We start from the raw sequence: 19,795 nt of genomic DNA, 5'->3' as shown, positions 1-19,795 counted from the left end.
CGTCGTGCCGGTGGCGTCAGGATCGCAGGCCGGCGGCCGTGGCGGCGAGGTCGACGCCGAGCAGTTCGCCCAGCTCACGCACCTGTGGAGGTGGGGTGTGCAGCGGCCGGCGGGTGCGGGCGCCGGGCGGCGGCCCGTTGCCCGCATCCGCGACGAGGGAGAGCGGCGTACGCAAGGGCGACAGGTCGTACACGGACCACATCACAGCGCGGGAGTCGACCAGCAGCATGGTCCGGTCGTCGCAGGCGACCAGCACCGCACGGTTCCCGGTACGGGCCACCGCCACCACCGGTCGGCGGCTCACAAGGCGCACCGTGGTGACCACGTCGGCCGCGGCCCGCTGCGGGCTGCCGGTGACGCCGTCGAGCCGCCAGACGCCCCCGTCGAGGCGCACGTCGAGCCCGGCGGCGGCGAACGCCGATCTGGCCTCGGCGTACGAGTCGTGCTTGGCGGCGTGCGCGAGCTCGACGGTCTCCCGTAGCGCGGACGCGCTCGCTGCCACGGCGAACAGGTGCCCGGCCGGCAGCAGCAGCTCCTCGGCCAGCGCCAGGTCGGTGTCGGCCACCCACTCGGCGGCGTCCCGCCAAGCGGCGGTGAGCAGCGCGTCGGCGTCCCGGCTGCCGTGCAGTCGCGCGCCCTCCCGCAGGGTCGCCACCACCAGGGCGAGCCACGCGTACAGGTGCGCGAACGCCTCGGCGGGCAGCTCGTCCAGGGCGCTGTCGTCGGGCACCAGCGCCCACGCCAGCCACCGCAGATCGGTACGCCAGTCGTCGTCGCGCCACATGCCTTCCGCGAGCAGCGTCAGGTACATCGAGGCGACGAGCATCCGGAGGCTCATCGGTGGAAGCGAGGTCCGGTCGCCCTCCACGGCCGGCGTGCTGACCGCCTCGGCCCACCGAGTGGCGAAGTCCCGGTAACGGGCCCGCTCGCTCTCGCTCAGCCGGTCGACGCCCAACGGGTCGCCGTCCGCCGACGGGTCCTTCTCCGTCGTCGTGTCGGCCCCGGCGGCGTCCTCCTCGTCGGTCGGCTCGTTCTCGCGTACGTCGTCGACGACGAAGCCCGACGCGGTGTCGTCGACCGTCCCCGGCCGGTGCGGAAAGACGAGCCGGGACAGATCCGGCCCGAGGATGCGGTCGCAGTCCTCGAGGTAGTCTCGCCACCGATCGGTGCCGGTGCGGACGTCCACGACCTGCCGATCCGACGTCGACGGTTGGGTGTGGCGCCGGGGCGGCAGCAGGCCGGACAGCCGTTCCAGGTCGGCGGTGAACCGCGCGGCGAGCATCGGGTCGGTGAAGACCTCGATCGCCTCATACGGCGTTCCCCGGCCCAGGCGTGGCCCATCAACGGCGTCCCGCACCGGTCGGCACCGGTACGGGTCGGTGACGAAGACGGCGGCCGACTCGACGCGAACGCCGTCGACGTCGACGACCACGCGCACCGCGCCGCCGGCCACCTCCGGCAGCAGGAACCGCGCCGTGGCCTGGGCGACCGGAACGACACCCACGGCCTGCCAGGTGTCCGGCTCACCGGAGTGCGAGATCTCCACGACCACCCGCCCGGTCACCGGGGCGGCCAGCTCCACCAGCAGCGCCCCCTCGACGACCGCGCAACCGAGCAGGGTCGGCGCCGGACTGCCTGTCGCGCTCGTGCTCCGACCTGCCCGCAACTGGGCCACCGCGCCCTCGCCCCGGTCGTCGCCCTCGGGAAAGAGCGACACCGGGTGCGGTGCCAGGACGGCCAGCTCGCAGTTGCCGCCCTGCACGGTGCTGCGCAGCAGCGCTGCCGCCGTGATGTTGGCGCTCCCGGTCAGCCCGCTGGTCACCCCGGCGGGGGTCGTCCACTCGACCACCTTGCCGTGCAGCGCCGGGCTCGCGGCCAGCTCCCGGAACTCGCGCTCCACCGCCGGTTCGGTGGCCCGCAGCAGCGACCGGCCCTCGAACCGGCCGAAGGCCGGCTGCACCGCGACGCGTACCGCATGGGGTTTCATCCGGTCGACCAGCGCGCGTACCGCCGCGGCCTCCGGGTCGTAGAACGGTGCGGCCAGACGCAGCTCCGCCACCGCGTCGGTGGGCAGATGACCCAGCAGCGACTGGCGCAGGTTGCCGACGACGCGCACCGACGACCAGTCCTCGTTCACCTCCGCAGGGCGCATCCGTCCGGCGATCTCCCGCATGGTCGCCGCGATCCAGCTCGGTACCGCCACCACCGTCGGCAGGTCGACCAGCCAGTTCGCCACGTCGTGTAGCAGCCGTGGGCCACGGTCGAGGCCGCTGCCGACGGTGAGCCACACCTCCCGGTTGTGGCCCCACCCGGACGTGGTCGGGTTGCCGGACCCCACCGCCAGCCACACGTCTTCGTCTCCGAGCAGGACGGCCAGTTTCGGGTGGAAGGCGCCCCGGCAGAACGCGTGACCGTGCTGGTACGCCACGCCCGCACGCCGGACGTCCACCGGGTCGTGCACCGCCTGCCCGGCGTCGGCCAGCACGGTGATCCGCGCGCCGAGCGCCCGGACGGTGGGCACTGCGAACCGCTCCAGGAACCCCAGGTCCAAGGTGAACCCGGTGACGAGCAGCTCCCGCAGCCGGGCCCCGTCGGCCCGGTCCCGCCACCGTTCCAGCAGGCTGAGTGGTGACCGGAACGACCACTGCGCGTCGTCGCTCATGCCGGCACCGCCAAGAGGGTCGACCCGAGCGGGGTGACCGGTTCGTGTACCTCCGGGGTGAGCAGTCCGAGCTGTACGGCGAGACCTCCGAGCTGGTCGATTCGCAGCCCGATGTTGTCGCCGCTCTCCCGGGTGGCCGCCACGTAGGCCCCGCCCCGCTCGTGCAGCCGGCTGGGCATCGAGAGCGTGCCGCTGCCGCGATGCAGTTTCGCCTTGCGCAGGGCGACCCGCCGGGACTGGGCGAGCATGTCGTCAACGAGCCGGCGGCCCAGGTCACGCAGCGACCGGTCGGCGTACTCGGCGCGCCGCTGCGCCATCCACGACGGGTCCAGGTAGGCCCGCCGCCGACCCAGGAAATAGCGCCGGGCGACTCCGGTGAGCCAATCCAACCGCCGCGCGCCCAGCAGCAGCAGCGACACGTCGGCGGCGAGGCTCTTGTCCCGGTCGAAGGACAGCTCGGCGGGGAGCGGGTCAGCGCGGCTGTCCACCAGGTCGGGCAGTCCGGCCTCGAGTCCGGCGACCGTGCCGGTGGGGAGCTGGCCGGTGATCCAGTTGTGCAGGTGCTCGCGGGTGACCGGACCGTTGCGGTGCACCTCGTCGACCACGGCGGCCCACAGGTGACGCCACGCACCCACCGAGTGGTGGCGCAACAGCAGACCCCGCCACGCCTGGGTCCGCTCGTCGTCGGCGAGGACCCGGTCCTCGCGCGCCGCCGGCCCGTATGCGACAGCCTTCCGGAACGCCCCCCGCCAGGTCGGCTCGGTCGGGTGCAGCTGGCAGGCGCGGGCGAGGATCCGCAGGGTTGACCGGCGGGTCTGGTCGTCGCCGGTCCAGGCGTCCGGGTCGTGGCGGCCGGCCACTGTCGCGGTCATCAGCCCGGTCAGCGGTGCGAGATCCTCGGGGCGGCCGGCCAGCGTCGCTGGGTCGTTCACCCCGGCGTCGCGTTCGGCGATCTCGAGCAGCGGGGCGAAGCTGTCGGCCACCGACGACGGGCAGGGGTGCCGGCCGCTGCGCAGGGTACCTCGCTCCACGGTCACGGTGCCCAATCTGACGCTCGACCCGCCGTACTGGGACCAGAATCCCCAGGCCCGGGGCGAATAGGACCGTTGGCCCTCGTGGTCGGCGACGCTGAACTCGCGGCCCGGCTCAGGAGCGAGCCGGGCCAGGGACTCCACGCCGTGCGCCGGAGCCGGATCAGGCCCGTCGGTGCCGGCGCTGCGGTGGACCACGGCGAGCGCCACCTCGGCCCGCCGGACCAGCCGCCGACAGCGCTGCTCGTCCAGGCCGACGGCTTCTGCGCGTGCGGCCAGCGCCCAGTAGAGGGTGTAGTAGCGAGCGTAGTGGGTCAGCGTAGAGACGCCGGGCACCAGGATGTCGACGCCGGCCATGACCGGTGCCTCCACCGCCAACGGGTAGCGACCGGCGTGCGCCGACAGCCCCGGCTCACACCAGGCCGGCCCCTGCACGGTGATCGGCGGTGCGGTCACGGTCTGTGTCCCATCGCTGACATGCGCGCAATTGTCGCCCGCCCGGACCCCGTATCACATCCGCCGACCAGCCGACCACTATGGATGAGCGACGGAGCGGCTGCCGGCGGCATCGCCGAGCTGCATGTCCGAGGATGAGCGAGTCACCGCTAGCATTCGCCGGTCGTCCTGCTGCCGACGGCGGTTAGGGCTTAACTCCGGAACCTACCCTCGATGTACCAGCAAAGAGGATCCATATCAGACACTCTTCGGCCGAAGTCAACGGGTTCCTGCTGAACGACCTCGGTGAGCTCCTCGAGGAAGTCCCTCGTGAGCTCCACTGGTCGGGTCCTCCGCGGTTCCTCTGACGTAGAGAACGATGAAAGGCCGCTGGTCGCCCGTCCTTCTTAGGGCGGATGACACGGCCCATCCGCTGAATCATCTGGCGCTAACTTTAGTGCGCGGCCTGCCAACGCCGCCTCGAGGTTGCCGGCCATGATCGACGGGATCCGGACGGTCTCGGCGTACTGGTCGAGGGTGAGCCCGCGCAGCCGCCGCCGGCGTCATGCCGACGCGCTCCGCCGCCGTATCGTGTGCGGCGCGCCCCCTCCGTCAGGCTGAACGCCTGGCCGTCGAAACGCTGCCCAACCCGCGTGACCAGGCCGTCGCCCCGTCGAGGGCGCTGTCGAGTTGGGGTACGCCATCCGGCCAGAATAGGGCGAGTGCCTGCTCTATCTCGCGGCGGCTGCGCGTCGCGCCGGAGAGCAGGTTCGATCTGCGAATGCTGGCGGTCGAGGCGGAGGCCGCCCAGCGTCGCGTCGAACTGCTCCTCGATCAGGTTGTGTTGCAGCTGCTTGAGCCAGTAGCCGATCGGTTTGTCCGTGCCGCACACAACTGCCCTCCCGGGTGAGCCGTCCACCCCAACCAACCGAGATCGACGCACCACCAGACCTGCTGCCCCAGACCACCCGAACTGGTTCCCGGCACGTCGTCAAAGACCCGGTGACGTCGGCCGCGGCCCACCATGGGAACCTCACAGGTCGGGCATCCCGCCGGCTGCGACGGTGTCGACACTGTCCCGACAATGACGCGCTTGCGCTCGCAGAGTCCAACCTGCACTCCCTCATCGAGGTCCTCGGGGTCTGGCCAGCGGTTAGCGCTACTGATCCTCCGGGGGCCTCGACCCCTACCCGTCGCCCATCACCCGGAGAGCCGCATTCCATCAAATGTCCGAAGAGCCCGATAACGAATAGCGGTGACAATCTGGGCAAGGACTCTGCGGCCCGAGGTTGTTGTTGGTTTCGCGGCCACCACCTATGGTGGGTGTCGCTTCGGGGAGGGACAAGCGTGGTCACTGACAACAAGGCACCCGTGCCGGTATGGACACTCGCTACGGAAACCGCGAGCGTGCCGGACGTGCTGGGCGATGAGGGCATGACCCCCGCTCGCCTTGCAGAACTGAGAACTGTCCTGGCAGCGCTTGCCGATTCCCCCATCGCCACGCTGGAAGCCCACCCGGTGTCAACCAGGCGCGATCGGAACGGCGGGATGCCCCTTCATGCAGCCAGTCCGCTCGCCCAGCAGTTGTCGCACCTCGTGGCTCAGACGGCGAAGTCAGCGCCGCCGACGCTGAACGTCGCCGCTACCGGTGACGTTCTCTACCGAATGGTGGTACCGGCGAAGGTTGCCGCACAGGTCGGTAGAGGACTTGTCCAGCCCATGGCTTCGAAGGCACCTGCCGGAGGCATTCACAGCGCGCTGGTCAACTCCACCGGCATCGCAGCCCAAGCCACGTTCGTGCCCGTTACTGGCAAGGCCGCTGTTGCAGGTGCTGCAACCGGCTCGGCCACCACAGCTGGGGTGGCCGCTGCCGGCGCCGGAGCGTTGACAGTGGCCGCGCCGCTTGTGCTGATGGCCGTCGCGGTCGGCGTCAGCGCCTACGCCGACCACCAACGCCAGAAAGCGATCGAGCGGATCACCGACCTCCTGGAGCAGCTCCACGAGGACAAGCTCGAGGACGAACGCAGCGAGTTGGACGGTTGTCGTGACGCAATCGAGAAGGCGACGTCGATTCTCCTCGACCAGGGTAGAATCGGCCTGTCGTTGGGATTGGATTCCTCGTCGTACGCGATCAGCAGGGCGATCGAACGAACCAAGCGTCGGCTTGAGAAGTGGCAAGATGCGCTAGCCACGCTGCCCGAAGGCCCGGTTGAAGTTGCTGCATTGACGAAATCGTTCCCCGGTATCAACGAGGAAGGCGGCGCCTTCCGCGCACACGTGGAGCTTGCGCGACTCGCCATTGCTCTCAAACGCCGGGTGCTCGTGCTTCAAGCAGTTGAGCACGCTCAACTCGCGGGAACGGACAACCCGTTCAAGAGCTTTATCGGAGCATTGCGCGACGACGAGCGTCGCGTCGACGAGTTGGAATCAGGCCTAATTTCGGTCCTACTTCGACTGTCGACTCTCGAGTTGAAGCGTCCCGGCGGTTTCCGTAGCATCATGTTCACGCAGGGCGAGGTTGATGACCTGCTCAAAGCCGCATATCGCCTTCGCGCCTTGGGCGATGGCCTGAATGTGGGAATTCGTCAAGCTGACGTTGCGATCGAGATCGAACGAAGCAGCGACGGATCGCTCGTAGTGTTCCCGGCAGTCGCTGTCTAGCCGGATGCCGCACGCCGCCGAGCAACGGCCCGACGGTCCGCGCTGCCGCAACGACCGCGCACCGCACCGACTGCGCCGCTGGGGCCGGCGAGTCGACTTCGGCGAGACCACGCTCAGCGAGGAGACCGCCAGTTCCTGCGTACCCGCATCTGGTGTGACGCCAGGTTCGACGGGCCCGGCCGCTGCCGGCGGCGCGACGACCACGACGGACCCTGCGCAACCGTCGAGGACGCCGTCGATTCGTAGCCGCCGCGCTGATCGTTGAACCAGTGCCCGATCGTCGGTGGCAGCGCAGGAGGACACGTGCCGGGTTATCCGAAGGCGAACGTTCCGGTCGACCATGTCGAGCCGGTGCCGCGCCGGATCCGCGCCTTCCTCGCCGGACAGCAGATGCTGGACACCACGCAGGCCCGGTACGTGTGGGAGTGGCCGTTCTACCCCCAGTACTACCTCCCGGCCGCCGACGTGAACCGCAGCCTGCTGGTCGATGAGCAGCGCACGGACGAGTCGCGGCGCGGCACGGCGCGGCTGCACGGGCTGCGGGTGGGCGAGACGATCCGGCACTCGTGCGCGCGCTGGTACGGCGACGACGCGCCGCCGGCGCTCGTCGACACGATCCGGTTCGACTGGGCCGCGATGGACAGCTGGTTCGAGGAGGACGAGGAGGTGTTCGTGCACCCCCGCAACCCGTACGCCCGGGTGGACGCGCTGCGTTCCAGCCGCAGCCTGCGGGTGGAGCTGGACGGGGTGGTGCTGGCCGAATCGACCTCGCCGGTGCTGGTCTTCGAGACCAGCCTCCCGACCCGCTACTACCTCAACCGCACCGATGTGGACTTCAGCCACCTCGTGCCGTCGCAGACGAGGACGGCCTGCCCGTACAAGGGCCGGACCAGCGACTACTGGTCCGTCCGCGTCGGCGGCACCGTCCACCCGGACCTGGCCTGGTCGTACACCTTCCCCACCGGGGCGCTCCTGCCGATCGCCGGCCTGATCGCCTTCTACAACGAGAAGGTCGACCTGATCGTCGACGGCGAGCGGCTCAGCCGGCCGAAGACGCACTTCTCCTGACCCGCGCCGCGCCCCTTACCGGTGGCGGCGACTCGCCGCAAACAGCCGGCACTCAGTCGACTACTTGACGTAGTCGGTTTGGAGATAATGCCTGGTCGGCCGACTACTTAGCGTGAGCGCGTCATCGACGAAGCTCCGCGGTGGTCAGCCCGACCGGGCAGCGCCGCGGGCGTGACAGACAGGAGAGTCACATGTCAGCTCAGCGAACCTCCCGCCGGTTCGGCCCCCGCGCGCTCAGCCTCATCGCGGGCGCCGCGGTGGCCGCCGCGGTCGTCGTCCCGGCCGCCCCGGCGTCCGCCGCGGTCCCCGGCCTGGTCCGCGTCTCCACGACCAGCGCCAGCAACTCCACCGACTTCCGCAGCGTCACCGCCACCTGCCCGGTCGGCAAGGTGCTCACCGGCGCGGGCTACGAACTCAACGGGGCGACCGGTGAAGCGGTCGTCGACGACTTCCGACCAAACGGCGGCGCGGCCACCGCGCCGACCGCCGTCACGGTCGGGGCGTACGAGGCGGAGGCGTTCGCCGGCAACTGGTCCGTCACCGCGTACGCGATCTGCGCCAACCCGGTCGCCGGGCTGGTGCGGGTGTCGGCGATCAGCGCCAGCAACTCGAACGACTTCCGCAGCGTCACCGCGACCTGCCCAGTCGGGAAGGTGCTGACCGGCACCGGCTACGAGCTGACCGGCGTCACCGGCGAGGGCGTGGTCGACGACTTCCGGCCCAACGGCGGCGTGGCCACCGCGCCGACGTCGGTCACCGTGGGGGCGTACGAGGCGGAGGCGTTCGCCGGTAACTGGACCGCGACGGCGTACGCGATCTGCGCCAACCCGCTCGCCGGCCTGGTGCGCAACTCGGCGGTCAGCGCCAGCAACTCCAACGACTTCCACAGCGTCACCGCCACCTGCCCGGCCGGCAAGGTGCTCACCGGCGCCGGCTACGAACTGAACGGCGTCACCGGCGAGGCGGTAGTGGACGACTTCCGCCCCAACGGTGGCCCGGCCACCGCGCCGACCTCGGTCTTCTCCGGCGCGTACGAGGAGGACGCGTTCGCCGGCAACTGGACGAACACCGCGTACGCCATCTGCGCGACGGCGTAACCGCCCAGCTTCGTGGAGCCGCCCCGTCGAACGGGGCGGCTCCACCAGGCCGCGTGACCGCCCGTCATCGGCCGGGAGGCTGGTATTCGAGCCGCTCCCGGGTCGCCTCGTCGATCTCGTCGGCGGTCAGGATCGGCGTGACCCGGGTGTCCACGCCGCCCGCCGCGCGGATGTCGATGGCCAGCGCCGCTGCGGTCTTGTGGTCCGGCAGGTCGCACACCACGTAGGTGTCGTCCGCGCCGAATCCGAAGTACATCGACTCCATCCGGCCGCCGGCACCTTCGATCATCTTCCGGACGACCTCGACGCGTTTTGTGCCGCCGTCGGTGGTCAGCCCTTTTATCCCGTCGATCGTGTAGGTCGACTTCAGTAGGAACATGGCCACGCCGCCATCACCTCCCTGCGATCGGACCGCCCGGGCTCAGCCCGTGCCCTGCCGCTGGACCCGGTCGGCGCCCTCGACCTTGGCGCGCCCCTGGTCGCGTTCGCTGCCGGCCGACCCGGTAGCGGTGTGCAGGTGGCGGGCCTTCGGCGAGTGCTCCACCGGCGAGCCCTGGTGGCCGCGCGCGCCGCTGCCCGGATGCCGCCGCCCGCGCGCCGACTCGCCGCCCGGATCGTGCTTGTTCTCCTTGTGGCTACCCATGGGCGGCGCGTACCCGGTACGCCGCCCGCTACGCATCCGCCGTCCGCCGCGGCCGGCGACGATCAAGACAGCACAGATCAGGAATTACCGCCGCCACCAATCAGAGTCGTCAATGTCGCAATGCCGATAACGGGGCTGTTCAGGTGATCTGTCGCGGCCGTTAGGGTCCGGGACAAAGGCCGTCAATGAAAGGCGGACGATGAATCCCACTTCCCATTCGCTGTCCCGGCGCGGGCTGCTGGTCGGCTCCGCGGTGGCCTCGGCGGTCACCGTCGCCGGGGTCACCGGCGCCCAGGCCGCCGGAGCCAGCCCACCCTCGGTCCCGCTCGTCACCCGCGACCGGATCGCCACCGCCCGGCTGCCCGAGCCGGCGCGGTTCCAGGCCGACTTCCACGAGCGGCTCGTCGGCTGGCTGGCCTTCTGGTCGGCCAACACACCCCGCAGTTGGAGTACGCCGGTGGAGGTGGCCGGCCACGTCGACGCGGCCGGCGACGCCTTCACCCTGCACGCCATCCGCTACCAGCGCGACGACCAGCTCCATGACGGCTTCACCGCCGGCCGGGTGGACGCCGCCTGGTGGGCGACGGCGGCGAGCCTGCACCACCACTTCCCGTCCGTTCGGCCGCAACCTGGCGGCGGGCTGCGGGTGACCGACGCGCCCGCCGGCTTCACCGGCTCGGCCGAGCAGGTCGAGTTCGCGGTCGCGGCGTGCCGCGAACTCTGGGCCGCGCCGGCCGGCACCGCCGCCAGCTGGCGCGAGCACGCCGGCCGGGCGCTCGCCCGCGCCGGTCACCGGGCCGACGCCGCCACCCGCGCCGGGTGGGTGGCCTTCACCAGAGCCAGTCTGCGGCGCGGGCTGCGGACCGAGTCGTACGAGTAGTCGGAGGAAACCCATGGCACGCAGCGAGTTCCGGTTCGTGGTCGACGGCGTCGAGCTGACCACCGAGCAGCAGAGCCGCATCGCCGGCGAGATCCAGAAGGCCGGACTGAACGCCCTCGCCGAGGTCAACACCAAGCTGACCAACCCGCTCTCCGTCGGCCACGCGAACCTCCGGCTCCGCCCCGAGTGGTACGGCCTGTGGGTCATCGACGGCCCGTTCGCCGACGAGCTCGGCCTGAAGATCAACGAGCTCGGTTTCTGGATGCAGAAGTGACCGACCCGGTCCGCCGGCCGGATCCGCCGGAGCGGATGTGCCCGAGTACGCCCGCGGCCAACGCCACGGTCTTCCTCGGCATGATCACTCCGGCGGGTCGGGTCGCCTATGTCACGCCGCAACTGCCGGCCGAGGTGGCGCTGGCCACCCAGGCCGGCTCGGACACCCCGGTCGAGTCCCGGTACCGGCTCGCCGGCCCGTGCGTCACCGCGCGCTGCGGTTTCTGGACCGGCGAGCACTGTGGCCTCGGCGAACGCCTGGTCGCCTCGTACCAGGAGACGGCCGGCGCCCCGGAGACCACGCTGCCCCGCTGCGCGATCCGCCGCACCTGCCGCTGGTACGCCGAGCAGGGCGCCGCCGCCTGTGCCGCCTGCTCCCACGTCGTCACCGACGCCCACTGACCCTCGCCGGCCCTTCACCGGTCCCCCAGGTGGCGGCAGCTCCCTGCCGCGGTACGGCCCCGGCCGCCGGCACCTTGCCCGGCCTGCTGCCAGCACCTGGCCGGGGAGAGTGCGGCTGTCCACTCGGGACGGGTCCACGCGATCCGGGGCGCTTCACTACTGTCACTGCAGTGACGGGGATCAGAGTGCGTCGTGCCGGTCGGCTGGGTCTGGTGCTGTTCGCCGTGGTGGCGTTCGGGATGTTCACGCTGCCGTGGTTCCGCGGCGATTCCGGAGAGGTGATCATCGGCCTCGACCTGGCCTACGTCGAACCCGAGCTGCCCGGCACGCCGAACCCGTTGACCCAGTACTTCCTGGAACTGGCGCCGCTGCCGGCGTATGTCGGGTTGTTGCTCGCGTTCACGGTGGCGGTGCGGCGGCGGTGGGCGCGGATCGTCGCGGTGGTGGTGGTCGTCCTGGCCGCCGCGTTGACCGTGGCGTCGGCGGCCGGGTTGCTCGCCGGCGTGGCGGACTACTGGAAGCCGGCCGAGGTGGCTCGCTACCGGCTGTTCGCGCTGGTGACCGTCGCGTTGGCGGTGCTGCTGCTGGCCGCCGCCGGCACGCTGGCGGTCGGGTTGCGCCACGTGTACCACGGGTTCGTGGTGGCGCTGCTGCTCGCCTTCACGGCGTTCCACCTGGTCAACGTCGCGATCCTGGCCGGGCAGGCGGTGGGCGATCGGATGACGCTGACCGCGTGGCTGCCGGCGCCGGCGTACCTGCTGGCGGCCGGCTGCGCGGTCCTCGCCGCGACCGGCGCCGCGGTGGCCGAGCGGTCGGAGCCGGCCGCCGCGCCCGCACCGGTCGGTCAGCCGGCGGTACGCGCGTAGCCGAGCCGCAGCCCGCCGGTGCCGGTCGACGGGTCGCCGGTCAGCCTGGAACGACCGCCGCCGCGGCCGGTCGGGGAGCGGCGGGATGTCCGACGGTTCGGCTACCGTCGGTGCGTCATGGAGCCGCGGTTCGGCGAGGTCGTCATCGGGCGGGAGCACCCCGCGGGTCTGCTGCGCGCCGAGGTCGACCGGGCGGCCGCCAGCCACGGCGGTCTCGTGCTGGTCGCCGGCGAGCCCGGCATCGGCAAGACCACGCTGGTCACCGCCGCGGCGAAGGAGGCGCGCCAGCGCGGCGCGCTGGTGCTCGGCGCCGCCTGCTGGGATTCCGACAGCGCACCCGGGTACTGGCCCTGGGTGCAGGTGCTGCGTGGGCTGCGCCGCTCACCCGACGACTGGGCGGCGGCCCGGGAGGCGGCCGAGCCCGGCCTGGCCCCGCTGCTCGGCGAGACCAGCGACCGCGCGATCCGCGAGGCGCTCGACCGCGCGGGCGGCACCGCGCTGGCCGAGGTGGCCGGCGAGGGGCGCGGCGACCGGGACGAGTTCGACCTGCACGACGCGGTGACCACCGCGCTGGTCGCGGTCGCCCAGCGCCGGCCGGTGGTGGTCGTCCTCGACGACCTGCACTGGGCCGACCCGGCCTCGATGCGGCTGCTCCAGTTCGCCGCCCAGCACACCTGGTTCGAACGGCTGCTGCTGATCGGCACCTACCGCGACGCCGAGGTGGAGGCCGCCGACCATCCGCTGCGCCCGCTGCTGATGCCGCTGGTGGCGAAGGCCACCACTGTCACCCTCACCGGCCTGTCCCGCGACGAGGTCGGCGCGCTGATGAGCCGCACCGCGGGCCGCGAGCCCGACGCCGACCTGGTCGACGAGGTGCACCGGCGCACCGGCGGCAACCCGTTCTTCGTCGAGCAGACCGCCCGGCTCTGGCGCGCCGACGGCCAGGTGAGCACGATCGCCCCCGGCGTACGGGAGGCGGTGCGCCGGCGGCTGGCCCAACTGCCGGCGCCGGTGGTCGAGGTGCTCACCGTCGCCGCCGTGCTGGGCCGCGAGTTCCACCGGCAGGTGCTGGCCGCCGGCGGCGGTGTCCCGGCAGCCCAGGTCGATCGGCTGCTCGACCGGGCGGTGACCGCCCGGCTGGTGCTGGCCCGGGGCGGCGGCCGGTTCGCCTTCGCCCACGACCTGGTTCGGGAGACCCTCTACGACGGGCTCGGCGACGACGACCGGCGGGCCCGGCACGCCGCCGTGGTCCGGGCGGTCGACGGGTCGGCGGCGCTCGCCGAGCGGCTGATCCCGGCCGACCTGGCTCGGCACGCCCACCTCGCCGGCGACCGGCTCGACCCGTTCCGGGCCGCCGAGTTGCTGGTGGCCGCGGCCCGGGAAGCCGGCCGCCGGATGGCCGTGGATGAGGCGTTCATCCACTTCCGCCGGGCGCTGGAGGTCGCCACCGACCCGGCGCAGCGAGTGAAGATCATGATCGACCTGGGGGAGTTGCAGCACCACGGCGGCGACGGCGCCGAGGCTCTGCGCCTCTTCGCCGAGGCCGCCGAGCTGGCCCTGACGGTCGACGATCCGGTGGTGCTGGCCCGCGTCGCCCTCACCGTCCACCGTGCGTGCCTGGCCGGCACCAAGCGGGTGCCCGACCCGGAGAGGCTGCTGCGGGAGGCGTACCGGCGGCTGATCGGCGAGCCCGGCGACGACCTGCCGGTCGGCACGCTGGTGGCCGACCTGATCACCGCCGCCGAGTCGCGCGCCCGGCTCGGCCACGACGACGAGGCGCTCACCTTCAGCCTGTGGGCCCGGCACGACACCAGCTGGGGACCCGGCACGGCCGCCGCCCGGGCACCGATCACCGCCGAGATTCGCGAGGTGGCCCGCCGGACCGGCGACCGGGAGACCGAGCTCTGGGCGACCTCGCTGCGCTGGGTCGCCCTGCTGGAACTCGGCGACCCGCGCTACCACGCCGAACTCACCGCCTTTGTCACCGGCGCCCGCGAGGGCGACGCCCGACACCGGTTCGCCGCCAACATCGACGGCGGCATCATCGCCGCCTTCCGGGGCGACTTCGCCCGGGCCGGTGAACACTTCGCCGAGCTCGGCGACCTCAGCGAATGGGAGCACGCCGACTTCGCCTTCATGGGCCAGCACATCCGCTGGTCGTGGCTGCTGCTGCAGGGGCGGTTCGACGAGGCCGATGCGCTGCTCGACGGGCTCGACCCGGGCGACCATCCGTACCTGGGCCTGGCCCGGGCCATCACCGCGGCCGAGCGCGGCGATCCGGCGACCGCGCTCCGGCTGACCGCCGCCATCGAGGCGGCCGGCACCACGTACCCCCGCGCGGTGTCGCCGATCTGGCTGCGGCTGCGCGCGCAGGTCGCCGCCGCGACCGGTGACCCGCGCCGCTGCGCCGAGGCGCGCGAGGCGCTGGCGCCGCACCGTGGGCAGTGGCTGGTTGCCCTGTTCGGCTGCGACGTCAGCGGCCCGGTCGACCACTGGCTGGCCCTGGTCGACGCCGCGCAGCAGCGCTGGGACGACGCCATCGCCGGGTTCGAAGCGGCCCGCGACGCCGCCGACCGGATGGGCGCCCGGCCGTGGTCGGTGCTGGCCCGCGCCGCGCTGGCCGACGCGCTGGCCGGGCGCGACCGCCGCGGCGACGCGGCGGCCGCCAGCGAACTGCGCGCCGCCGTCGCCCGGGACGCCGCCACGCTCGGCATGCACCAGGTGGCCGGCCCGGCGGGCGCCCTGCCATCGCTGGCGCCCGACGGCTCGCTCCCGCTCGCCGGGCCGCCGGCCGGCGCCACTCCGGCCGGTCCGCTGATCGGCGCGCCCGCCACCTCGCCCGGCACGCCGACCGGCGCATCCACCCCGGCTCCGGGCGCGGGTGGGAATCCGGCCGGGTCCGCGGCCGGGCTGCCGGCGGTCGAGGCGTACGAGTTCCGCCGCGACGGCCCGGTCTGGCAGCTCGGCTACGCCGGCACGGTGGTGCACCTACCCGACGCCAAGGGCCTGCACGACCTGCACCTGCTGCTGAGCCGGCCCGGCGTCAACGTGCCCGCGGTCGAGTTGCTCGACCCCGCCGCCGGGCCGGAGCTGGTCGCCGCCCGCCGGATGGGCGGCGACCCGGTCCTCGACGACGAGGCGAAGGCCCGCTACCGGCGGCACCTGGCCCGGCTCGACGACGAGATCGACCGGGCCGCCGAGCGGGGCGACGAGCCGAAGGTGGCCGCCCTCGACGCCGAGCGGGCCGCGCTGCTCGCCGAGTTGCGGGCCGCCGCGGGGCTGGCCGGGCGCAGCCGCCGCCTCGGCGACGAGGCCGAGCGGGCCCGTAAGACGGTGACCGCCCGGATCCGGGACGTGCTGCGCAAGCTCGACGACCGGCACCCGGCGCTCGCCGCTCACCTGCGCGACACCGTCTCCACCGGCGGCACCTGCCGCTACCTCCCACCCGAACCGCTGCCCTGGCGCCTTTGAAGCTTGGCGTCAACCCGCCACCGGGCTTGGAGAACCTTCACCCCGCGCCCAGTCACGGCATGGGCATGACCGTTGAAAGAAGCCTGTCGTTACCGCGATGCGGGACCGGACAGGTTGACCGACCAGCTGAAGCTTCGCCTGGCTGCCCCGACCGCCGATATCAGAACTTGCGTTCCGTAGCTAACCTCTAAGGCTCTCAGCACCGCAGGAGGCGAAATTGGGAGATTACCGACCGCCGCCGAACAAGACAGAGGAGCTGCGTAAACTTTACTCCGAGATTGAAGTGGCGCAGGGCCGCCTGCGGGAGAGCGCGAACCGGAAGGTGGATGTCCGGCGGCTCCGGCGGCTCGAAAAGCAGGCAGAGGCCCTGAAGAAGACCGATTTGGTGCTCAAACTCGGGCCGGCTCGACTGCATTTGCGGTGGAGTGCGCAACAGGTCGCCAAGACTTTTATCTCACTCCATCTTGCAGCAATAGCCGGCGGTGTGGCGCTGATGACCACGACCTCATTGAGGGAGCTGGGGTTCGCGCTGACCGTAGGTGGTTTCCTGGGAAACGGCGCACTCCTCGCGTCGATCTGGCAGCAGGTGTACAAGAACGAGCGGGAAGCCGCAGCCGCCGCTGGTGCGAGCAGTGATCCGGGAACCGCCGACCCTGGCGCCAGCTATGAAGAAGTGGCGTCTGATGAGTTGCGTGAATTGCTCGAGCAGCAGCGTGAGGCGACTGCAGAGGCGTTGACGAGAAGGGCGCTTCTCCGTGATCTTCGCTACGGCGTGGCTAAGGAGAAGATCGGAACATATGGTCTTGGGGCGAGCGTGCTGGCCCTGCTCTCCTCGCCCGTATGGCTACCGGGCGGGCTGGGCGCCGTTGAGAGCTTGGCGAATTCGAAAGGCGAACCCCTTCGCGCGCGTACGGCGTCGGCGGCAACCGCATTCGCGGTAAATGCGGCAGCTTCGACAGCGTTCCTCTCGGTTGCCGCAGGAGCGACCCTCGGTGCCTCGGTGGTCGTCCGCAGGATTCATAAGAAATTTCGTTCAGCCTGAAGGGCGGCGGCTCCTCGGCGGCAACGCCCACCCGGGGGACGCGGCCAAGCAGGTCGCGACGTACGGCGGTCGAAGCCGCAGACGGGCGCCGCCACCGAGGTGGCGACGCCCGTCGGGCAGAGCGGGATCAGCGGCGGTTGTAGCGGTACATGGTGAGCGTGCCGAAGACGACCACGAACGCGGCGCTCCAGACCAGCGTCCACATCGTGCTGGACGGGTCCGACGTTCCCGACATCACCGCCCGCACCGAGGCGACCAGCTGGGTGATCGGGTTGACCTTGACGAACGCCTGCAGCCAGCCGGGCATGGTGGCCGGCTCGACGAAGACGTTGCTCAGGAAGGTCAGCGGGAACAGCACCATCATGCTGACCCCCATCACCGACTTCTCGCTGCGCAGGACCAGCCCGAAGAACGTCCACACCCAGGAGAACGCGAACGAGAAGACCACCAGCAGGCCGATGCCGCCCAACACCCCGAGCAGCCCGCCGTCGGGGCGGAAGCCCAGCACCAGCCCGACGCCGAGGATCACCACGGCGGCCAGCACGTAGCGCAGCACGTCGCCGAAGATCATGCCGACCAGCGCGGCCGGCCGCCAGACCGGCAGCGTCCGGAACCGGTCGAAGACGCCCTTCTCGATGTCGGTGTTCAACCCGACGCCGGTGTACATGGTGATCATCACGACGCTGGTCACCATGATGCCGGGCAGGAAGAACTGCAGGTAGTCCCGCGGGCTGTCGGCGAGCGCCCCGCCGAACAGATAGGTGAACATCAGCACCATGATGATCGGGAACGCCGTCACGTCGAACAGCTGCTCCGGCACGTGCTTGATCTTCAGCAGGGCCCGCCAGCCGAACGTCAGGGACGCCGACAGCGGGCTCGGTCGCGGTGGCCGCGCACCGGGCGCGAGGACGGTCGACAGTGCCTCCGCCGACGGTACGTAGACCGTCGGGGCCGGCCCGGTCGTGGTGGTGACGTCGCTGCTCATCGGGCTGCCTCCAGCTGCTCGTCCCGCTCGTCGGCCGGCACGGCGGGGTGGTCGGTCAGGGCCAGGAAGACCTCGTCCAGGCTCGGCTGGCCGAGGGAGAAGTTGTCCACCACGATGCCGGCGCGGGCCAGGTCGCCGAGCACCCGCGCGGCCTGCTCGCTGGCGTCGAGGTCGCTGCCGTCGCCGCCGACCCGCGCGGTCAGCGCCACCGGGTCGGGTTCGAGCTGCACCGGCACGTCGAGTGCCGCCCGCAGCAGCCGCTCGGCCTCCGGCCGCTGGTGCGCGTCGCGCAGCCGCAGGTGGACGGTGCCGGAGCCGACCGAGGCCTTCAGCTCGCCCGGGGTGCCCTCGGCGATCACCCGGCCGTGGTCGACCACCGCGATCCGGCCGGCCAACTGGTCGGCCTCGTCCAGGTACTGGGTGGTCAGCAGCACCGTGGTGCCGTGCGCCACCACCGCCCGGACGATCTCCCATACCTGGTTGCGGCTGCGCGGGTCCAGCCCGGTCGTCGGCTCGTCCAGGAAGAGCAGGTCCGGGGTGTTGAGGATGCTGGCCGCGATGTCGATGCGTCGCCGCATGCCGCCGGAGTACTTCTTCACCTGCCGGTCGGCCGCCTCGGTCAGCCCGAACGCGGCGAGCAGGCTCTCCGCCCGCTCTTTGGCGGCCGGCTTCTGGTGACCGAGCAGCCGGCCGAGCAGGATCAGGTTCTCCAGCCCGGTCAGGTCCTCGTCCACCGAGGCGTACTGGCCGGTCAGGCTGACCCGGGCCCGGACCGCGTCGGCCTCGGTGAGCACGTCGTGACCGAACACCCGCGCCCGCCCGCCGTCGGGGCGCAGCAGCGTCGCCAGCACCCGTACCGCGGTGGTCTTGCCGGCGCCGTTCGGGCCGAGCACCCCGTAGACAGTGCCGGCGGGCACCGTGAGGTCCAGGCCGTCCAGCGCCCGGGTGTCCCCGAACGACTTGGCCAGCCCCTCGGCCTCGATGGCCGGGCCGGTGCTGCGTCTACTCATGATCCCTACCTTTCCTTCGCGAACTCTTCAGGAGACGTACGGGCGCGCGGCGCGGGCGTCGCGCAGCGCCAGGCCCCACCAGCAGAGCTGGTCGAGCAGGACGCGGGCGGACCGGCGCAACTCGTCGGCGGCCAGCGGGGACGGCTCGCCGCAGAGCAGGTCGACGGCGACGACGTCGCGCACCGTGACCGTGTGCAGGGCGGTGAAGACCGTCCGGAGTTGGTCGACCGCGTGCAGGCCGACGGAACCACAGCCGTACGACACGAAACCGACCGGCTTCGCCTGCCACTCGTCGTACGCGTAGTCGATCGCCTGTTTCAACGACGCCGGGAAGCTGTGGTTGTACTCCGGGGTGACCACGACGAACGCCTCCGCCCGGCCGACCTGCCCGGCGAACGACCGCATCGCCGGGGTCGGCTCCGCCGGGTAGCCGGCGGGGAAGTCGTAGTCGGCGAGGTCGACCACGGTGACCGCCAGCCCGTCGTGCCGCCCCGCCTGGTCGACGAACCAGCGGGCGATCCGGTCGCCCGCCCGCCCCTCGCGGGTGCTGCCGATGATCACGACGAGTCGCAGTCGGTCCATGGTTCCTCCTCCCGGCCGCTCCGGTCCCACCCGTCAGGCGCGAGAGGGCGGCCGGCGATCCGCTAGATCAGAACTAGCGCCCCCGCGAGGCGCCGGACCGTTCGTGCGCCGGGGTGTCGGTGGTGGCTGTTTGAATGCTCCCCGGAGGAACGGGGGGACACGATGACCGAGGTACGGATCGAGCCGTGGCGCGAGGGCGACCTCGACCTGCTGCGGCGGCTCAACACGCCGGAGGTCCGGGCGCACACCGGCGGCCCGGAGACCGACGAGCAGGTCCTCGCCCGGCACGAGCGCTACGTGCGCTTCGGCGACACCGGCAAGGGCTGCATGTACGCGGTGCTGCTGCCCGACGGCGCCGCGGTGGGCAGCGTCGGCTACTGGGAGCGCGAGTGGCGGGGCCAGCAGGTCTACGAGCTGGGCTGGGCGATCCTGCCTGGGCACCAGGGGCGCGGGCTGGCGACCGCGGCGGTGCGCGCGGCGGTGGCGGTGGTCCGCGACCGGCGCACCCTCCGCTGGGCGCACGCCTACCCGTCGGTCGACAACGCCCCGTCGAACGCGGTCTGCCGCAAGGCCGGCTTCACCCTGCTCGGCGAGACCGAGTTCGAGTACCCGCCCGGGCACCTGATGCGCTCCAACGACTGGCGGCTCGACCTGGCGGCCTGACCTCGCCGGCGCCCGTCGGTTCGG

General features: G+C 72.0%; 17 protein-coding genes. 10 read left to right on the top strand and 7 right to left on the bottom strand.

Going from position 1 to position 19,795, the window contains the following annotated elements; genetic code table 11:
• Positions 1-16: 16 nt before the first annotated feature.
• Both GA0070609_RS23445 and GA0070609_RS23440 read right to left on the bottom strand, forming a co-directional pair.
• A complete protein-coding gene (locus tag GA0070609_RS23445; RefSeq protein WP_088995779.1) occupies positions 17-2,662 on the bottom strand; it encodes a phospholipase D-like domain-containing protein in 2,646 nt (881 codons plus the stop codon).
• Complete coding sequence (locus GA0070609_RS23440) at positions 2,659-4,149, bottom strand: hypothetical protein (protein WP_197700179.1); 1,491 nt, start codon at positions 4,147-4,149, stop codon at positions 2,659-2,661. The genes GA0070609_RS23445 and GA0070609_RS23440 overlap by 4 nt, the downstream gene beginning before the upstream one ends.
• A gap of 1,326 nt (positions 4,150-5,475) precedes the next feature.
• Here GA0070609_RS23440 and GA0070609_RS23435 point away from each other — a divergent pair.
• The 3 genes from GA0070609_RS23435 to GA0070609_RS23425 all read left to right on the top strand — a co-directional run bounded on the left by GA0070609_RS23435 (position 5,476) and on the right by GA0070609_RS23425 (position 8,954).
• Positions 5,476-6,789: a hypothetical protein gene (locus GA0070609_RS23435; RefSeq protein ID WP_088995778.1), complete on the top strand. Its 1,314-nt coding sequence runs from the start codon at positions 5,476-5,478 to the stop codon at positions 6,787-6,789.
• A gap of 303 nt (positions 6,790-7,092) precedes the next feature.
• Positions 7,093-7,857 (top strand): DUF427 domain-containing protein, encoded by a 765-nt coding sequence (locus tag GA0070609_RS23430; RefSeq protein ID WP_088995777.1) that lies wholly within the window; start codon positions 7,093-7,095, stop codon positions 7,855-7,857.
• A gap of 191 nt (positions 7,858-8,048) precedes the next feature.
• Positions 8,049-8,954 (top strand): hypothetical protein, encoded by a 906-nt coding sequence (locus tag GA0070609_RS23425; protein WP_088995776.1) that lies wholly within the window; start codon positions 8,049-8,051, stop codon positions 8,952-8,954.
• Between the two features lie 64 nt (positions 8,955-9,018).
• Here the strand turns inward: GA0070609_RS23425 and GA0070609_RS23420 are convergent, their stop codons facing one another.
• On the bottom strand, positions 9,019-9,333 hold the full coding sequence (locus tag GA0070609_RS23420; protein ID WP_088997922.1) for a GYD domain-containing protein: 315 nt from the start codon (positions 9,331-9,333) through the stop codon (positions 9,019-9,021).
• Positions 9,334-9,375: 42 nt separating this feature from the next.
• Positions 9,376-9,597 carry a hypothetical protein gene (locus GA0070609_RS23415; RefSeq protein ID WP_088995775.1) on the bottom strand — a complete coding sequence of 74 codons (222 nt, stop codon included), beginning with the start codon at positions 9,595-9,597 and terminating at the stop codon, positions 9,376-9,378.
• Between the two features lie 199 nt (positions 9,598-9,796).
• On the opposite strand from GA0070609_RS23415, the gene GA0070609_RS23410 reads away from it, so the two are divergent.
• The 6 genes from GA0070609_RS23410 to GA0070609_RS33395 all read left to right on the top strand — a co-directional run bounded on the left by GA0070609_RS23410 (position 9,797) and on the right by GA0070609_RS33395 (position 16,531).
• Positions 9,797-10,477, top strand: a complete 681-nt coding sequence (locus tag GA0070609_RS23410) for a hypothetical protein (protein ID WP_088995774.1) — start codon at positions 9,797-9,799, stop codon at positions 10,475-10,477.
• A 13-nt stretch (positions 10,478-10,490) separates the two neighbouring features.
• Entirely contained in the window at positions 10,491-10,751 is a 261-nt protein-coding gene (locus tag GA0070609_RS23405; protein ID WP_088995773.1) for a hypothetical protein, read from the top strand.
• Positions 10,748-11,152, top strand: a complete 405-nt coding sequence (locus GA0070609_RS23400; RefSeq protein WP_231928393.1) for a hypothetical protein — start codon at positions 10,748-10,750, stop codon at positions 11,150-11,152. The genes GA0070609_RS23405 and GA0070609_RS23400 overlap by 4 nt, the downstream gene beginning before the upstream one ends.
• A gap of 170 nt (positions 11,153-11,322) precedes the next feature.
• Complete coding sequence (locus tag GA0070609_RS23395) at positions 11,323-12,018, top strand: hypothetical protein (RefSeq protein WP_157748282.1); 696 nt, start codon at positions 11,323-11,325, stop codon at positions 12,016-12,018.
• Between the two features lie 117 nt (positions 12,019-12,135).
• A complete protein-coding gene (locus tag GA0070609_RS23390) occupies positions 12,136-15,489 on the top strand; it encodes an AAA family ATPase (RefSeq protein ID WP_088997920.1) in 3,354 nt (1,117 codons plus the stop codon).
• Between the two features lie 217 nt (positions 15,490-15,706).
• A complete protein-coding gene (locus GA0070609_RS33395; protein ID WP_157748281.1) occupies positions 15,707-16,531 on the top strand; it encodes a hypothetical protein in 825 nt (274 codons plus the stop codon).
• Between the two features lie 127 nt (positions 16,532-16,658).
• Here the strand turns inward: GA0070609_RS33395 and GA0070609_RS23380 are convergent, their stop codons facing one another.
• From GA0070609_RS23380 to GA0070609_RS23370, 3 genes are read right to left on the bottom strand one after another with little or no spacing between them, the layout of a single operon-like run.
• Positions 16,659-17,516, bottom strand: a complete 858-nt coding sequence (locus GA0070609_RS23380; protein ID WP_088995770.1) for an ABC transporter permease — start codon at positions 17,514-17,516, stop codon at positions 16,659-16,661.
• Positions 17,513-18,526 (bottom strand): ATP-binding cassette domain-containing protein, encoded by a 1,014-nt coding sequence (locus GA0070609_RS23375; RefSeq protein ID WP_088995769.1) that lies wholly within the window; start codon positions 18,524-18,526, stop codon positions 17,513-17,515. The genes GA0070609_RS23380 and GA0070609_RS23375 overlap by 4 nt, the downstream gene beginning before the upstream one ends.
• A gap of 27 nt (positions 18,527-18,553) precedes the next feature.
• Complete coding sequence (locus GA0070609_RS23370) at positions 18,554-19,108, bottom strand: NADPH-dependent FMN reductase (RefSeq protein WP_088995768.1); 555 nt, start codon at positions 19,106-19,108, stop codon at positions 18,554-18,556.
• Between the two features lie 162 nt (positions 19,109-19,270).
• Here GA0070609_RS23370 and GA0070609_RS23365 point away from each other — a divergent pair, with 162 nt between their 5' ends.
• On the top strand, positions 19,271-19,771 hold the full coding sequence (locus GA0070609_RS23365; RefSeq protein ID WP_088995767.1) for a GNAT family N-acetyltransferase: 501 nt from the start codon (positions 19,271-19,273) through the stop codon (positions 19,769-19,771).
• The last annotated feature ends 24 nt before the right edge of the window (positions 19,772-19,795 follow it).

The organism is Micromonospora echinaurantiaca, from assembly GCF_900090235.1.
In the GTDB taxonomy this organism is placed as follows: Bacteria; Actinomycetota; Actinomycetes; order Mycobacteriales; family Micromonosporaceae; genus Micromonospora; species Micromonospora echinaurantiaca.
Note: the sequence above shows the minus strand (reverse complement) of the source record. Positions and strands in the feature narration are given on the sequence as shown.

Excerpts from the sequence above, each read along its gene's own strand:
- GA0070609_RS23380 (WP_088995770.1), bottom strand. The coding sequence starts at position 17,516 with ATGAGCAGCGACGTCACCACCACGACCGGGCCGGCCCCGACGGTCTAC.
- GA0070609_RS23425 (WP_088995776.1), top strand. The coding sequence starts at position 8,049 with ATGTCAGCTCAGCGAACCTCCCGCCGGTTCGGCCCCCGCGCGCTCAGC.
- GA0070609_RS23390 (WP_088997920.1), top strand. The coding sequence starts at position 12,136 with ATGGAGCCGCGGTTCGGCGAGGTCGTCATCGGGCGGGAGCACCCCGCG.
- GA0070609_RS23405 (WP_088995773.1), top strand. The coding sequence starts at position 10,491 with ATGGCACGCAGCGAGTTCCGGTTCGTGGTCGACGGCGTCGAGCTGACC.
- GA0070609_RS23415 (WP_088995775.1), bottom strand. The coding sequence starts at position 9,597 with ATGGGTAGCCACAAGGAGAACAAGCACGATCCGGGCGGCGAGTCGGCG.
- GA0070609_RS23375 (WP_088995769.1), bottom strand. The coding sequence starts at position 18,526 with ATGAGTAGACGCAGCACCGGCCCGGCCATCGAGGCCGAGGGGCTGGCC.
- GA0070609_RS23410 (WP_088995774.1), top strand. The coding sequence starts at position 9,797 with ATGAATCCCACTTCCCATTCGCTGTCCCGGCGCGGGCTGCTGGTCGGC.
- GA0070609_RS23445 (WP_088995779.1), bottom strand. The coding sequence starts at position 2,662 with ATGAGCGACGACGCGCAGTGGTCGTTCCGGTCACCACTCAGCCTGCTG.
- GA0070609_RS23365 (WP_088995767.1), top strand. The coding sequence starts at position 19,271 with ATGACCGAGGTACGGATCGAGCCGTGGCGCGAGGGCGACCTCGACCTG.
- GA0070609_RS23420 (WP_088997922.1), bottom strand. The coding sequence starts at position 9,333 with ATGTTCCTACTGAAGTCGACCTACACGATCGACGGGATAAAAGGGCTG.
- GA0070609_RS23370 (WP_088995768.1), bottom strand. The coding sequence starts at position 19,108 with ATGGACCGACTGCGACTCGTCGTGATCATCGGCAGCACCCGCGAGGGG.